The sequence below is a fragment of the Novosphingobium kaempferiae genome, assembly GCF_021227995.1.
Taxonomy (GTDB): Bacteria; Pseudomonadota; Alphaproteobacteria; order Sphingomonadales; family Sphingomonadaceae; genus Novosphingobium; species Novosphingobium kaempferiae.
The window spans coordinates 1,172,846-1,186,703 of record NZ_CP089301.1; the positions used below are offsets into that span (position 1 = coordinate 1,172,846).

Consider the following 13,858-nt stretch of genomic DNA (forward strand, 5'->3'; position numbering starts at 1 on the left):
TTCAGCCCATCTCGCCCATCTGCGAACGCACGAACAAGGCAGCCGCCTCGGCCTGGTCCGGCCGCAAGGCATCGATTGCCGGAAGGTGGCCGGGGATATCAGTGCCCAGCAGGATGGATGGGCACTGGCCTTCGACATTGCCGAGATTGGGGCGATGCTGGGCGTAGCCTACCAGGGCGGCGAGTTCGGACGAGAAGCCCCTGGCTATCGCCGGCGGATAGACCAGCCATTGCAGCTCGAAGGGCTTGAGCCAGCCGAGGCAGTAGCTGACGATGATCCCGCGCCTGGGTGTCGCGGTGAGGTTGCCGCCGCCGCCATGGAGGGTCGAGCCCAGGAAAACCAGGGCATCGCCGCGCACGAGATGCGGGACGACGGCGTCTGCCTCGGGAAGCGCCGGAACGTCCTGGTCGCACTGGCTGGCGGTCCACAGCCGGGTCCCGCCATTCGCTCGGGTAAACGCATCGAGCGGCCACATGACGTTTACGAGGTATTCGATGCTCCCCTTTGGACCCTGCCACATGTCCTGGTCGCGGTGGGGAAGCTGCGGCAAGGCACCGGGCATGATCTCGATCGCCTGGGTCAGGTTGAGGGCGATGCGCTCGCACCAGGGAAGCAGCACCGCCTCGGCCACCTCGAGGATCGCAGGGTGCATGACGAGGCGCTGCGCATGGACGGAACGAGCAAGCAGGCCGCCGAAGCGGCGGGTCCGCTCGCCGTAGAAGGGCCCCTGGCACAGCGGCGTTGCCGCAAAACTGGCAGCGAGATCCTGCTCGAGGCCATCGAGGACACGAGGGGGAAGCGCCTTTTCCACGACGCACCAGCCGTCCTGGTTGAGGCGTGCGGCGAGACGAGGCGCGCTCATGCGACCGGGCTCCGGGGGGCATCGACGTACGTCTGCGACCAGCACAGCCGCCTCGGGGTATCGGGCTCGATGTGGACGAGGAAGGCTCCGGCGGGGCCGCCAGGCATTCGCACGGCGGGACCGAGCGGCTCGGCCTTCCAGCCCATTGCCAGGACGTCCTTGCGAAAACTCTCGGGAAGGACGCCGGTGTAGCGCTCGATCCCTCGCTCCAGCGCGTAATCCACCATCGCCGAGATCAGGAGGTTGCGCAGTTCGCGGCGGCGGGCAGCGCCGTGGCGCCGCGGCAGGCAAAGCCGGGTACTTTCCCAGGTTCGCGCGTCGGCGATGACACCAAGCGGGCACAAGTGGGAAAAGATCGTGCCCAGCATGTGCGGCTGGTCGGTTGGCAGGAGACGCAGCGAGGCGGCATGCGAACCGCTTTCCTCGGCGACGACGATGTAGAGCGCATGCCGCGTATCGAACTGGTCCATTTCGTAGAGGTCGTCGACGACGGGGACTTGCCAGCCGAAGAAGTCGACGAAGAGGCACTTGCGGTCGTGGAACATCGTGTTCACGAGCTCGCGGCGGGGATCGGCGGGATGGTTGGCGATGAGATGGATCATGGAGGAGCTCCGCTGGCTGGGATCCCGCAAGGGAAGCAGCCGGCGGCGCCTGCAGATAGGCCGAGCGAATGCTCGGGGTTGACGTCGATCGCAGCGTGGAAGGGCCTGCCCCTATTTCATCGACCGGCAGCGGCACCTTGACCGGACAGCGATTTCCGAGCGGGTCTTGGCAAGCGCCGGGGCGTGCCCGTGTCCGGCGCGACGCGGTGCCTTGCAGGAGGCCGCGAGCAATGTCCGCGAAGACTTCACTGGGCAGGCCGTCGCGCCAAGGGCGAGCGTGCAACCCGATTGCAGGTCGGACCCGCCTGGCCCTGGCCCTCCCCGATGTCAGGAAAGCGAGGAGGAGCAGCCCTGCAGCCGGTCGATCATCCAGCGGCCGGCCGGTCCGGGCGGAGCGGCGCTGCGATAGACGGCGGACATGGGAAGTGCATGGCCGGGGGGCACGCCCTCCACGGACAGCGTGACAAGGCGCCCCGAGCGCAAGTCCGCCTCGACGGCATGTACAGGCATGCCGCCCCAGCCGAGCCCGCTCAAGAGGAAGGCGTGCTTGGCGAAAAGATCGGCAAGCCGCCAGGTCGACGCCGACATGACCCCGAATTCCCGGTCCCTTGTCAGCTCGGAGCGGTCGGTCAGGACGAGCTGGACATGGCGGGCGAGTTCGTCATGCGGGATGATACCGTTCCAGGATGCGAGGGGGTGGTCAGCCGATGCGACCATGGCGAAGCCCACGCTCATCAGGCGTTCGGCGCGCAGTCCGGCGGGAAGCAGCGGTAGCGAGCCTGCGATGCCGAAGGCCGCGCGGCCATCGAGCACCGGCTCGACCACGGCGCCGAGCGCCTCGACATAGATGCGCAGCGGCGTTGCGGGAAATTCCCGTCGAAACTCGGTGGCCGCGCCTGCCAGGGCCTGGAGCGGAAAGAAGACGTCGACGACGATGGCCAGTTCCGCTTCGATGCCGGAGGCCATCCCCTTGGCGCGGGCCTTCATGACGTCCATCGCCGAGAGGACCTGCCGCGCGTCGAGGAGCAGCGCGGTACCTTCTGCCGTCAGCTTCGGGTAGCGGCCGCCGCGGTCGAAGAGAGACACACCAAGATGGGTCTCCAGGGCGGCTATCGCTTCGCTCATGGCGGACTGCGTGCGCAGCAGGCGCCGAGCAGCGCCCGAGAAGCTGCCGGTCTCAACGGCGGCGACGAAGGCTCTGAGCTGGTCGAGCGAGACACTTTCAAGCATGGCGATGTATCGGCCGTTCCGATGGAAAGTACAGGAACATACCGGCTGCTACGATCGCCGCAATGGCAATATGGCGTTCGCCGACGATGTGACGCGATGCGAACAGGCAGCGCGCGCACCGGGTTTCATCGGATCCTCGTGCAGCCATGCTGCGCGGGGCTCCTGCACCTTCCTGATCATATCGGACGACAAGACATGCTGACGAACAACAATGGCCTGGCCCTGGCGGGCCGCATCTCGATGGCAGCGCTGTTTCTTCTCAGCGGCGTGGGCAAGCTGGCCGCCCCGGCCGCGACGCAGGCCTACATCGCCTCTGCCGGACTGCCCGCTCCGGCGCTCGCGCTGAGCCTTGCGATTATCGTCGAAGTCGCAGGCGGCCTGCTGCTGATCGCGGGCTACCGCGTGCGGATCGTCGCCTTGGGGCTGGCCGTGTTCACGTTCGCGACCGCGGTGTTCTTCCATAGTGACTTCGCCGACCAGAACCAGATGATCCACTTCCTCAAGAACATTGCGATCGTGGGCGGCCTCCTGCAGGTTGCGGTTTTCGGGGCAGGCGCGTTGAGGCTCGATGGCCGGGCGAGCCGCAATGCCGGCGCCGGCGCTGCCTGAAGGATCCACTATGGAAATCGGCATCGACAGTTTCGCCGTCAACTTGCCTGCCGCCGACGGCGCGGGCGTGACGGCGGCACAGCGCATGGCCCAGTTGCTGGAGGAGATCGAGATCGCCGACCGCGCCGGCATCGACGTCTTCGGCATCGGTGAACATCACAAGGACTATACGCTCGATTCGGCCCCGGCCGTGATTCTGGCCGCGGCAGCGGCCCGGACGAGCCGCATCCGGTTGACGAGCGCGGTCACCGTGCTGAGTGCGGATGACCCGGTCCGGGTCTTCCAGGACTTCGCGACGCTCGACCTGATCTCCAATGGCCGGGCGGAAATGGTCGTGGGCCGCGGCTCCTCGCTCGAGGCCTACCCGCTCTTTGGCCACGCGATGCCCGACTACGATGCGCTTTTCACCGAGAAGCTGGACCTGCTCCTGAAGGTACGCGAACATACGCATGTCACTTGGAATGGCCGCTTCCGCCCGGCACTGACGGGGCAAGGCATCTACCCGCGCCCGGCGCAGGAGGTACTTCCCGTCTGGCTCGGGGTTGGCGGCACGCCGCATAGCTTCGCGCGAGCCGGTGCGCTTGGCCTGCCCCTGATGATCGCGATCATCGGCGGAGGCTTTGAGCGCTTCCGTCCCCTCGTCGACCTGTACAAGGAGGCCGGTCGCCATGCCGGACATGCGCCGGAGCAGCTCAAGGTCGGCGTCCATGCGATCGGCTTTGTCGCTCAAACGGACCAGGAGGCACGAGACCTGTTCTTCCCGGGCTGGGCTCGCATGTTTGGAATAGCCGCCAGGGAGCGCGGCTGGGCCCCGCCCACCCGGGCACAGTTCGATGCGGCCTGTTCTCCCTCCGGCGCTTATCTGGTTGGAAGCCCTGAAACCGCCACCTTGCGCGCCCGGGCCGCGAGCGAAGCCCTTGGCGGGGTCTCGCGCATCACTTTCCAGATGAGTTCCGGCGAGAACGACCAGGCCGCGATGCGGCGCTCGATCGAGCTTCTGGGCCAGGAAGTCGCCCCTGCGATTCGCCGGGCCGGGGCGAAAGGGACATCATGATCTTCAAGCAGGGACACAGCGGTTTCATGCCAACCAAGGATATCTGCAATGGGTGAACTCATCGATGGTGCGTGGCACCGCGGCGGTCTCGACGCCTTGATGAACGAAGGCAAGCTGCGACGCCCGCCCTCGGTCTTTCGCAACAGGATCGAGGCGGACGCCGCCGGGGCGACGTATGCGCCCGAGCCGGGGCGTTATCATCTCTACGTCTCGCTGGCGTGCCCGTGGGCTCACCGCACCCTCATCATGCGCAGTCTCAAGGGACTGGAAGCGCTTGTCGATATCTCGATAGTGCACTGGCTGATGGAGGAAGATGGCTGGACATTCCTCCCCGGCCCCGGCGTCATCCCAGACGGCGTGAACGGCGCAAGGCTGCTGCACGAGATCTACACGCTGTCCGATCCGTCCTGCACGTCGCGGGTATCGGTCCCGGTGCTATGGGACAAGAAGACCGGGACAATCGTATCGAACGAATCGTCCGAGATCATCCGGATGTTCAACACCGTCTTCGACGGCTGCGGTGCGCAGCCGGGGGATTACTATCCGGCGGGACTGCGCCAGCAGATCGACGAGGTCAACGAGCGGATCTACGACGGTCTCAACAACGGCGTCTACCGCACCGGCTTTGCGACAACGCAGCAAGCCTACGAGGAAGCGGCAAGCGACGTCTTCGCGACGCTCGACTGGCTCGAGGAGCATCTGCAAGGCCGGCGATTCCTCGTAGGCGAACGCCTGACGGAAGCCGACATACGCCTGTTCACGACGCTGGTCCGCTTCGATCCGGTGTACTTCGGGCATTTCAAGTGCAATCTGCGCGCGCTGGTCGACTATCCCCGGCTCTGGGCCTTCACCCGCCGCCTGCATGGCCATCCGGCGATCCGCCCGACCGTCGATTTCACCCACATCAAGGGCCACTACTACGGTAGCCATCGCTTCCTGAACCCGACCGGCATCGTACCGATCGGCCCCGAGCGCGACTTCGATGAACCAGCCGAGGACGAAGTCGACGCCGTCGAATAGGACACGCCGATCCTCGTAAAGGTTATTGGCGAGGCCGCCGCCCTGGGCCATTCCCAGGGTCGCGCGGCCCCGCCCCACGCCGGCCGAAGGGATTGCCCCGTTGTCAGCGGGCCGCCAAGCCCCCTGGTGGCTCGGTCAAGATCAGGCTTCTTCACGCCGGTTTCCCCGCCCCTTTTTTGAGGGGTAATTTTTCCTGCGCAGCCGTTTTCAAGCCTGTGGGTTGTCGAGACGTGAGTGGCTACTCGACAAGGCAAGGGCAGGATAGTGGGCGAAATCGACCGGCTTGAAGAACAGGTGCGCAGGGACATGGCGGAAATCGGACAACCGATGTCGATCCGCAGCGCCGCCAGCATTGCCTCTCAGTACCAGCGGCTCGGCCATAGCCTCCCTGTCGATGAAACAGTGGCAATCGTTCGCAAGGTTGCGGCCGAGATGCGCTTTACCGTCTTCTAGTCCCCCTGCACGGCGCAGGCGATCGACAACGCTGTCGTAGTTCAAAACGCAGCCAAGCGTTCGGACAGGCTCCAGCAGGCGCACTCGATCGAAGAGGCGGCCGCAAAGGCGCCACGACAAGGAAGCACCGGCCCTCGCACGTCATCAGCGCCCATCTTGCGACGCCGCATCGATCATCGCTTTCCAGGCATCGGCAACAGCGCGCCGCGAAATCGAAGCTGCGCCGCTTTCGTCCTCGCCGACGCAGCCGTCGAGCGACGCGGAAAGGCCCCCCGCCGCGTCCAGCATCCTGTCGCTCGGATCCCGCAGGGCGAGCAGGACGGCTCGCGCAATCCGGATGCACTGCTGGAGGTCCGGTCCGTCGACAGGAGAGCCCGAGTCCACGTCGTAGGCAGGACTGGTGATTTCGTGCACGGCCATGGCGGCACGGATGAGAGGAAAATCTGCCATGTCAGGCGGCTATCATGCCGGCCACCCGCAAGAAAGGTGGCTCGCCAACACGCGGCATCTGCATCGACTGGGCTCTTTTCGAGCGCCGGAAATGCGACAGTGAACAAACGAATGTGTGCAACGACACCGAATGCTCACCGACCCGCTCCGGGGTGCCCGGTGCGCTCTGCCAGGTTTCAGGCAGCCGCATCGGCTTCATTCAAATGAAGGTAACTGGGGTGGAAACCCGCAATCTTGCGAAGGCCCGGGACGTCGAGAAGGCGAATGCGGTGGCCTTCACCGATCAGGCCGCCCTCCCGCAAGTCGCGCAGCGTGCGGTTCACGTGCACGGGCGTGAGGCCCGTCGCATCGGCGATATCCGCTTGCGTCAAGGGAAGCGCGAGGTCGCCCTCGTTCGTCAATCCCACGAGCCGCAGGCGTATATGCAGCTCGCAAAGAAGATGGGCGATGCCTGCCTTGGCGTCGCGCCGTCCAGTGCTGACCAGCCATTGCCGCAGGATGGCCTCGTCGATCAGGGTCGCACGCCAGAATGCGCGTGTGAGTACCGGCGTTGAACGCGTTATCTCATCCATGAGCGACTTGGGGATGAAGGCTACGGTGCAATCGGTGATCGCCCCGATGCTGTGATCCATGCGTGCCAGGGTGGTAACGTGCATATCGCAAAAGTCGCCGGGAACCAGGAACGCGGTGATTTGCCGGGTGCCGTCGGGGAGGATGGCATATCGTGCAGCCCAGCCCGACAGCACCAGGTGAACGCTGTCAGGCCGCTCCCCTTCGCTGATTACGTCCTTGTGCCGGCGGATTGTTCGCGTGTCGCGGCACAGCGCCTTCACCGCGTCGACCTCGGCGCTCGTCAATGCTTCGAGCGCGCTCAATTTGCGGATCACGGGCTCGAACAGCATTTTTTCGGCTCCCATCGCATGGCGCATCGCAAACTGGCATGGCGACAAGCGAGCAAGCATTAACATACATTGTCCCCTATTGCTCGGATGAGAGGTGAGAGCTGGAAGGGAAACCGTCATTCCACTCGGAGCGGCCCGGAGCTCTGCGCCCGCACGGCCTCGGACCGCTGCGTCACGTCGGGCCGGCGAACCTTACCCGGAGGGCCGCTACGCCAAGGCGCCGACGGGAAGATTGGCGCTTCGACGTCAGCGGAGCCGGCAACAGGCCCGGCTCAGGGCCGATCAGCCCTCCGCCGCCATCATCGTTCGAAGCGTCTTCTTGTCGATTTTGCCCGTCGCGCCCAGCGGTATCGTCCTGAATTCGATGCGTTCAGGCATCCACCACTTGGGAATCTGGCCGTCCAGTCCGGCGAGGATAGCCTCGGCCTCGAGAATGGCATCGGCCTTGGGCTCGACGACGAGCATGGGCCGTTCCCCCCATTTGACGTCCGGGACACCGATGACCGCAGCCGCCGCCACCCCGGGCAGCGCGCTCGCCAGCGTCTCGATCTCGAGCGCGGATATCCATTCACCGCCGGACTTGATGATGTCCTTGGCCCGGTCGACAATCCGGATCGAGCCATGCTGGTCGCGCACGGCAATGTCGCCGGTGTCAAAGAACCCCTCGGCATCGATCACTTCCGAGGTGCCGGCGAAGTAGGTCTTCGTCACGAACGGCCCTTTGACCGCGAGGTGTCCCGGCGTGCGATCGTCATGTGGTACCGGGGCGCCGGTTTCATCCTGTATGCGCGTTTCAAGAGGAAAGATCGGAGACCCTTGGCGCAATCGCGCTGCGCGCCCCAGATCCACGAGCCGCCGATTCTCGTTGACGGGCTTTTTCGAGATGCACCCAACGGGAGATAGTTCGGTCATTCCCCAAGCGTGGATCACCTCGACACCCAAATCGCGTTCGAAGCCCTCGACAAGGTCAGGCGTGACGGCAGCCCCCCCGATGATGAGCCGCTTCAAGCACTCGGGTCGCGAACCAGTTGCGCGCAAGTGGTCGAGCAAGCCCATGCAGACAGTGGGAACTCCCGCTGCGATCGTCACGCCCTGCTCGTTGATGGCTCCGGCGAGCGACGGCCCATCGAGCCGCGACCCCGGCAGAACCAACGATGCGCCGGCCATCGGTGCCATGAATGTCAGGCCCCAGGCGTTGGCATGGAACATGGGGACGATAGGAAGCACGGTTTCGCCTTCGCGAATGCCGAAGGCGTTGGGCTGGTTGGCTGCGAAGGCATGAAGAAAGTTCGAGCGGTGGCTGTAGAGAACGCCCTTGGGATCGCCTGTGGTACCCGAGGTATAGCACAGTCCGGCCGCGCTTTCCTCGCTGAATTCTCCCCACTGCGGGGCGCCCTCGTCGCCGCTCGCAAGGAATGCATCGAAGCTGATCGCCGGACGCCCGCATTTCAGCAGGCCTGCTCCGCCTCCTACCAGAACGATCGTCTCGATGCCGGGGGCCGCGGCGACGATGACCTCGACGATATCCAGGAACCGCGCGTCCGCAACGAGCATGCGGTCCTTTGCGTGGTTCGCGATCCATCCGATCTGGTCGACATGCAACCTCGGATTCAGGGTATGCAGCACTGCCCCCATGCCCATCGTGCCATACCAGGCGGCCAAGTGTGCCGTATCGTTCCAGAGCAATGTCGCGACCCTGTCGCCCGCCACGACGTTATGGCGAAGCAGCGCCTTCGTAAAGCGCCGGGCTTCTCTTTCCAGGCTGCGGTAATCGCAAACTTGCGACTGCGTAACCGAGCGGTCGATAACTGCGGTATCGGGGTGCTCTCGCGCAGCGTAGGACAAGATCTTGTCCAAGGTCAGGCGCCAGTCCTGCATCAATCCGAGCATAGTTCTCCCCTTTCTATTTTCTTGTTCGAAACGCATATCAGCGTGAGTGCTCGAGGCGCGTCTTCCTGTGCGCTATGGCGCGGGGTGCGCCTGCGGCGTAAAGCGAACGACTTGCTCCCCGACGCGGCACAATTGCTCAAGCACCAGTCGGTCCGTGCTACCGTCGGCGTCTATTCTTGTCTCGAGAGCGTTGATGGTCGCGGCGAATGGCGTCGGCCATGCTCGAAGCGCATGCACGATCGAGCGCATCGTCGCGAGTGTCGATCCGGTAGCCTGCCAGCCGTAGGCGGTCACTACGATACCCACCGGCAATCCCGAAAGATAGCTGCGCTCGTCTTTCGCCGTGTCCTCCAGCAGATCGAGCGCGTTCTTAAGTGCGCCGGAAATCGAGCCGTGATAGCCCGGGGTCGCCAGTATGACGCCGCTGCACGAACGAATGGCTGCAACGAGGTCCTGCTCGCCGGTGGTCCGCGCGGGCGATTTTGGATTGAAGAGCGGCAGTTCGCCCAGCGCCTCCCCACCGAACAGGCGCGTGGCCAGACCTTGCGCCTCCACGTGACCGAGCGCAATCCGCAGGGCGCGCTCGGTCGTGGAATCGCCGCCGATCGTCCCGCCGATGCCTACGACGAGTGCATTTCGATTCTTTTTCATCACGACATGATCCTCACGAAGGTTACTGCGGCGTGCCTTCACGGCCGCCCTCATCAGGCGAGGCTCGCACGAAGGCATCCCGCCTGAGGCATGCCGCTTCGACCGCGAGCAACCTTGGCCAACGCAAGTCGACACCGAAGCGCCGGGCATTGAGCAGCTGGGGTACGAGGCAGATGTCCGCGAGGCTTGGTTGGGCGCCGAAGCAGAACTCTTGCTCCTTGGCCGGAAGTAGGCTGTTGCAGGTATCGAGCCCCTCCTCGATCGTCGTGGCGGCCCATGTCGTGACCGCCGAGGGCTCGAGGCCGAAACTTCCGAGCCGCTGGAGGATCTTGAGGTTCTGGACTGGATGAATGTCGCAGGCGATGACCTGCGCGAAGGCGCGGATTTTCGCACGATCCTCGGTGCCTGGAGGCAGCAGCGGAGGCGACGTCCTTGTCTCGTCCAGATACTCGCAGATCGACAGCGACTGGGTCAATGTAGCCCCGTCGATCTCCAAGGCAGGAACGAGGCCCTGGGGGTTGATCCGCAGGTACTCCGCCTCGCGCTGCTGGCCCTCTCGAAGTTTGTATTCGACACTTTCGTACGGGATGCCCTTGAGGTTGAGGGCAATTCGGACGCGGTAGGACGCGGTCGACCTGGAGAACTCGTGCAGGCGTGCAAGCGATGCCATCATTGCGAGGCTGCCGCCCCGACTTCGATCCGAAGGTCGCTGAGGCCGGCGATGGTCACTTCGATGCGATCGCCTTCCACGACCGGCCCTACGCCTGCTGGGGTTCCGGTATAGATCAGGTCACCCGGTTCCAGCCGATAGAACCTGGAGACATAGGAGACGATATCGGCAACCGGCCATATCAGCTCCCGAAGATCCGCGCTTTGGCGAACGTCGCCATTGACGGTGAGGCGTATGGCTCCGGAGCTGGGATGACCGACAAGCGCGACTGGATGGATCAACCCGAGCGGGCTTGATTCCTCGACGTTCTTTCCCGAATCCCACGGTCTTCCCTGGTCGCGGGCGGCCAGCTGGATATCCCTGCGCGTCATGTCGAGCCCGGCGGCGTAGCCGTAGACATGTTCGAGGCCTCGTTCCGCAGATATATTGCGCCCGCCGGTACCGATGGCCACCACGAGTTCGGCTTCGAAGTGGAAATCCTGGGTCTGCGGCGGATAGGCGATCGTCGATCCCGACGGGACCACCGTCTCGGCCCACTTTGTGAAGAAGAACGGCAGTTCCCGGTCCGGATCCTTGCCCATCTCACGGGCATGAGCCGCGTAATTGCGGCCGATGCAGAAGATTCGCCGAACGGGAAATTCGTTGCCGTCTGCGGTCGGCGCGATCACCGGATCGATTGGATTGAAGAGGATGGTCATGCGAGATGCTCCCGATAGATGTTGAGGGCCTGCTGCGCTGCCCTGTCGGAGAATGCGAAAAGTGTGAGGTCCGACCAGGCGTCGATCACCAGCGGCTTCCAGGCAGGCACCGCGATGATATCGCGAGGCTCTACGGCCATCGTCTCGTCGCCGATCCGCAATTCGCCGCTTCCCTCCACCACCACGATCACCGCTCCCGCGGAGGCACGGCGCGGGCGGGTGACGAGACCTGCGGGAAGCATCTGCGCCTGCGCCGAAATCGTCGGCATGATCGGCCCGCCTGTGGCCGGATTGAAGAATTCCAGGGCGTAGCCGTCATGCGGGTCGGGGGCCTTGGTTTCGGCCAGCTTGCTCAAAGCGCCTCGCCACTCGGCGTAAGGATAATGGAACAGCGCTTGCCCGGCGGGACGGGTATCGGCCATGCTGCCGGGAAGCGGACGCATGTTCCGACCGTAGCGAGCCAGCGTATCACCGGCAGGCCGGGTCTGTGGATGCGCATCTTCTCCGAGCCGCTCGGCAAAACTGGCATCGAAATGCGTGACCGTCGGAATGTCGAGGCCGTCGAGCCAGATCACCGGCTGCTCGCTGGTGTTTCCATGATCGTGCCATTGCCCGCCGGGGGTCAGAACAAGGTCGTAGGGGCGCATGATCGCCTTCTCACCGTCGACGGCGGTGAAAGCGCCCGTACCTTCCAGCACGAAGCGCAGTGCAGACTGGGAATGGCGGTGGCAAGGCGCGACTTCGCCAGGCAGCACGAGCTGCAGGCCAGCGTACAACGAGCGAGTGATTGCGGCTTCGCCGCCCAGTCCGGGATTCTTCAGAATCAGTACGCGTCGCTCTGCTTCCCTCGCGCTGATGAGGTCCCCGGCGCGCATGAGGTAGTCGCGGGCTTCCGCATAGTGCCAGCGATGCACCTTCGCTGGAGACGAGGGCTCGGGCAGGACGAGGTTGTTCAGGACTTCCCATAGCGGCGCGAGCGCCGAGGGACTCATTTCTTCGTACAGCTGTTCGAGCTGCAGCCTCTGCTCATTAGGGCGATGCACAGCGCAATATCCTCTTCCTGCGAAAACAATGTAGTCGCTTGACTACAGTCTTAATGGATCAAAGCCGCTCCCCAAGTCAATTGCATTGCGCTCAAGGCACGAAAGGGGCGTGGCGGAAGGTCAATCACCTGGGCCCCGAACCACCTGAACCCTCGGTTTTCCCGAACCTGGTTCTTCCAGACAAGAAACAGACGCGGTGCGAAGAACCGCAAGGCGGTGCGATCGTGCATGAACCGCTCCTCCCTTTCGCGAGAGCTGCTTGTCATGGGCGCGCTCGGTGCGCTGCGCGAGATCCGCGAGATCTGCGGAGTTCCGAACACCGCAATATCGGACCAGAAGGAGGCGAGACCATGCCAACGACACGGCATCGCACGCCGATTACAATTATGTAGTCGCATGACTACACTTTTTGATTGACTTTGGGGCCGTGGTTGCCCACTTCGGAGCTACCGGAGCGATTGATAATGGTCTGCTTTAGCCAGAGACCGGAGTTCCGCCTGCTTCCAACCTCAAAAATAGCGCCTGGGAGGGAATACTCATGAATACTCAGAATCCTGTCTTCAATGGAAACAGGATGAAGCTGGGCACATTCTGCACCAACGGCAAAGGTCCGAACCTTACGACTGTGCCGGAAAGCTATATGGCAACTTGGCCGGACACACGGAAGCTTGCCCAGATGGCAGATGTCGCAGGGTTCGAAGCAATCGTTCCCTATTCGCGGTGGAAAGGGTTCGTCACCGGGCAGCCGGACGACCGGACGGGCAACGTCATGGATCCATTCACCTGGGCTGCCGCGATTTCGGCATCCACCCGCTACTCAGCCATCTTCTCGACGTCGCACGCCCCCACCTATCATCCGATCGTGGCAGCCAAGCAATGCGCCACGATTGATATCATATCGAACGGCCGCTTCGGGCTTAACGTCGTTGGCGGCTGGAACCGACCAGAACTGGAAATGTTCGGCCGGCCGCTGCAGGAACACGACCAGCGCTACGACTATCTTGGCGAGTGGCTCGAGATCGTCTCGCGGCTCTGGCAATCAGACGTCGCCTTTGATCATCACGGAAAATTCTTCAACGTCGTGGACGCCGTTTCCGCGCCCAAGCCCGTACAGCGGCCGCGCCCGCCGATCATGAATGCCGGCGGTTCGCCGCGCGGGGTCCGGTTTGCCGCGCAGCATGCCGACATGTGCTTCGTAGTCCTCAAGGGAGACGACCCTGCGACGATCGCGGCCCAAGTGAACGAGTACAAGGACCTTGCGCGTCAGGAGTTCGGTCGCGAGGTGCAAGTCTGGAGCAGTGCCTACGTGGTACAGGGGGAAACCGATGAACAGGCGCAGGCCTACCTTCACCGCTACAGCGTCGAGCATGAGGATAGCGTCGCTGCCGACGCTTGGCTGAAGGCACTCGCCGCCGAGGCGCAACTCATGCCTCCCGAGGCGCTCAAGGCGGCCCGCAGCCGCTTCGTCGCAGGCGCCGGTGGCTTCCCACTGGTCGGCACCCCTGAAACGATCGTCAAGCGCCTGAGCTTGCTGGCCGATGGCGGAATCGATGGCGTCGTCCTGACCTGGGTCGACTTCATGGATGGGCTTGCCCGCTTCACTCGTGACGTTCTCCCATTGATGGAGGCAGCGGGCTTGCGCTCGAAGTTCGGCGGGGGGGATGTCCTGGCTGCCTGACACGGCGGCGGCCCCATCCCGCAAGGGACTAGCAGTACTCAATAAA

15 protein-coding genes are annotated in these 13,858 nt (G+C 64.0%); 5 read left to right on the plus strand and 10 right to left on the minus strand.

The genetic code is table 11. The features are described from left to right. Nucleotide 1: 1 nt before the first annotated feature. From LO787_RS05380 to LO787_RS05390, 3 genes are all read right to left on the minus strand, one after another. Nucleotides 2–862 carry a phytanoyl-CoA dioxygenase family protein gene (locus LO787_RS05380; RefSeq protein WP_232494822.1) on the minus strand — a complete coding sequence of 287 codons (861 nt, stop codon included), beginning with the start codon at nt 860–862 and terminating at the stop codon, nt 2–4. Further along, complete coding sequence (locus LO787_RS05385; protein ID WP_232494823.1) at nt 859–1,464, minus strand: acyl-homoserine-lactone synthase; 606 nt, start codon at nt 1,462–1,464, stop codon at nt 859–861. Before LO787_RS05385 ends, LO787_RS05380 begins: the two co-directional genes overlap by 4 nt. Nucleotides 1,465–1,791: 327 nt before the next feature. Then, nucleotides 1,792–2,694, minus strand: a complete 903-nt coding sequence (locus LO787_RS05390; protein ID WP_232494824.1) for a LysR family transcriptional regulator — start codon at nt 2,692–2,694, stop codon at nt 1,792–1,794. 195 nt (nt 2,695–2,889) lie between these two features. On the opposite strand from LO787_RS05390, the gene LO787_RS05395 reads away from it, so the two are divergent. The 4 genes from LO787_RS05395 to LO787_RS05410 all read left to right on the plus strand — a co-directional run bounded on the left by LO787_RS05395 (nt 2,890) and on the right by LO787_RS05410 (nt 5,830). Next, nucleotides 2,890–3,303, plus strand: coding sequence for a DoxX family protein (locus tag LO787_RS05395; protein ID WP_232494825.1), 414 nt, complete (start codon nt 2,890–2,892; stop codon nt 3,301–3,303). 10 nt (nt 3,304–3,313) lie between these two features. Next, nucleotides 3,314–4,357 carry an Atu2307/SP_0267 family LLM class monooxygenase gene (locus tag LO787_RS05400; protein WP_232494826.1) on the plus strand — a complete coding sequence of 348 codons (1,044 nt, stop codon included), beginning with the start codon at nt 3,314–3,316 and terminating at the stop codon, nt 4,355–4,357. A 48-nt stretch (nt 4,358–4,405) separates the two neighbouring features. Further along, nucleotides 4,406–5,377, plus strand: coding sequence for a glutathione S-transferase family protein (locus tag LO787_RS05405; protein ID WP_232494827.1), 972 nt, complete (start codon nt 4,406–4,408; stop codon nt 5,375–5,377). 264 nt (nt 5,378–5,641) lie between these two features. After that, the gene (locus LO787_RS05410; protein WP_232494828.1) at nt 5,642–5,830 is read left to right on the plus strand and encodes a hypothetical protein; all 189 of its coding nucleotides are present in this window, start codon (nt 5,642–5,644) and stop codon (nt 5,828–5,830) included. A gap of 144 nt (nt 5,831–5,974) precedes the next feature. Here the strand turns inward: LO787_RS05410 and LO787_RS05415 are convergent, their stop codons facing one another. The 7 genes from LO787_RS05415 to gtdA all read right to left on the minus strand — a co-directional run bounded on the left by LO787_RS05415 (nt 5,975) and on the right by gtdA (nt 12,083). Next, on the minus strand, nt 5,975–6,250 hold the full coding sequence (locus LO787_RS05415; RefSeq protein ID WP_232494829.1) for a hypothetical protein: 276 nt from the start codon (nt 6,248–6,250) through the stop codon (nt 5,975–5,977). A gap of 206 nt (nt 6,251–6,456) precedes the next feature. Then, complete coding sequence (locus LO787_RS05420; protein ID WP_232494830.1) at nt 6,457–7,182, minus strand: Crp/Fnr family transcriptional regulator; 726 nt, start codon at nt 7,180–7,182, stop codon at nt 6,457–6,459. Between the two features lie 282 nt (nt 7,183–7,464). Next, nucleotides 7,465–9,072, minus strand: a complete 1,608-nt coding sequence (locus LO787_RS05425; protein WP_232494831.1) for a long-chain-fatty-acid--CoA ligase — start codon at nt 9,070–9,072, stop codon at nt 7,465–7,467. Nucleotides 9,073–9,144: 72 nt separating this feature from the next. Beyond that, the gene (locus LO787_RS05430) at nt 9,145–9,765 is read right to left on the minus strand and encodes an NADPH-dependent FMN reductase (protein WP_476739341.1); all 621 of its coding nucleotides are present in this window, start codon (nt 9,763–9,765) and stop codon (nt 9,145–9,147) included. Then, nucleotides 9,746–10,396 (minus strand): maleylacetoacetate isomerase, encoded by a 651-nt coding sequence (maiA, locus tag LO787_RS05435; protein ID WP_232494832.1) that lies wholly within the window; start codon nt 10,394–10,396, stop codon nt 9,746–9,748. The genes LO787_RS05430 and maiA overlap by 20 nt, the downstream gene beginning before the upstream one ends. Next, nucleotides 10,393–11,091: a fumarylacetoacetate hydrolase family protein gene (locus LO787_RS05440; protein WP_232494833.1), complete on the minus strand. Its 699-nt coding sequence runs from the start codon at nt 11,089–11,091 to the stop codon at nt 10,393–10,395. The genes maiA and LO787_RS05440 overlap by 4 nt, the downstream gene beginning before the upstream one ends. Continuing rightward, complete coding sequence (gtdA, locus tag LO787_RS05445; RefSeq protein WP_232494834.1) at nt 11,088–12,083, minus strand: gentisate 1,2-dioxygenase; 996 nt, start codon at nt 12,081–12,083, stop codon at nt 11,088–11,090. Before gtdA ends, LO787_RS05440 begins: the two co-directional genes overlap by 4 nt. Before the next feature lie 589 nt (nt 12,084–12,672). On the opposite strand from gtdA, the gene LO787_RS05450 reads away from it, so the two are divergent. Next, nucleotides 12,673–13,812: an LLM class flavin-dependent oxidoreductase gene (locus tag LO787_RS05450; protein ID WP_232494835.1), complete on the plus strand. Its 1,140-nt coding sequence runs from the start codon at nt 12,673–12,675 to the stop codon at nt 13,810–13,812. Nucleotides 13,813–13,858 lie beyond the last annotated feature (46 nt).

Coding starts and splice junctions, on each gene's coding strand:
- LO787_RS05380 (WP_232494822.1), bottom strand. CDS start 862: ATGAGCGCGCCTCGTCTCGCCGCACGCCTCAACCAGGACGGCTGGTGC.
- LO787_RS05385 (WP_232494823.1), bottom strand. CDS start 1,464: ATGATCCATCTCATCGCCAACCATCCCGCCGATCCCCGCCGCGAGCTC.
- LO787_RS05390 (WP_232494824.1), bottom strand. CDS start 2,694: ATGCTTGAAAGTGTCTCGCTCGACCAGCTCAGAGCCTTCGTCGCCGCC.
- LO787_RS05395 (WP_232494825.1), top strand. CDS start 2,890: ATGCTGACGAACAACAATGGCCTGGCCCTGGCGGGCCGCATCTCGATG.
- LO787_RS05400 (WP_232494826.1), top strand. CDS start 3,314: ATGGAAATCGGCATCGACAGTTTCGCCGTCAACTTGCCTGCCGCCGAC.
- LO787_RS05405 (WP_232494827.1), top strand. CDS start 4,406: ATGGGTGAACTCATCGATGGTGCGTGGCACCGCGGCGGTCTCGACGCC.
- LO787_RS05415 (WP_232494829.1), bottom strand. CDS start 6,250: ATGGCCGTGCACGAAATCACCAGTCCTGCCTACGACGTGGACTCGGGC.
- LO787_RS05420 (WP_232494830.1), bottom strand. CDS start 7,182: ATGCTGTTCGAGCCCGTGATCCGCAAATTGAGCGCGCTCGAAGCATTG.
- LO787_RS05425 (WP_232494831.1), bottom strand. CDS start 9,072: ATGCTCGGATTGATGCAGGACTGGCGCCTGACCTTGGACAAGATCTTG.
- maiA (WP_232494832.1), bottom strand. CDS start 10,396: ATGATGGCATCGCTTGCACGCCTGCACGAGTTCTCCAGGTCGACCGCG.
- LO787_RS05440 (WP_232494833.1), bottom strand. CDS start 11,091: ATGACCATCCTCTTCAATCCAATCGATCCGGTGATCGCGCCGACCGCA.
- gtdA (WP_232494834.1), bottom strand. CDS start 12,083: ATGAGTCCCTCGGCGCTCGCGCCGCTATGGGAAGTCCTGAACAACCTC.
- LO787_RS05450 (WP_232494835.1), top strand. CDS start 12,673: ATGAATACTCAGAATCCTGTCTTCAATGGAAACAGGATGAAGCTGGGC.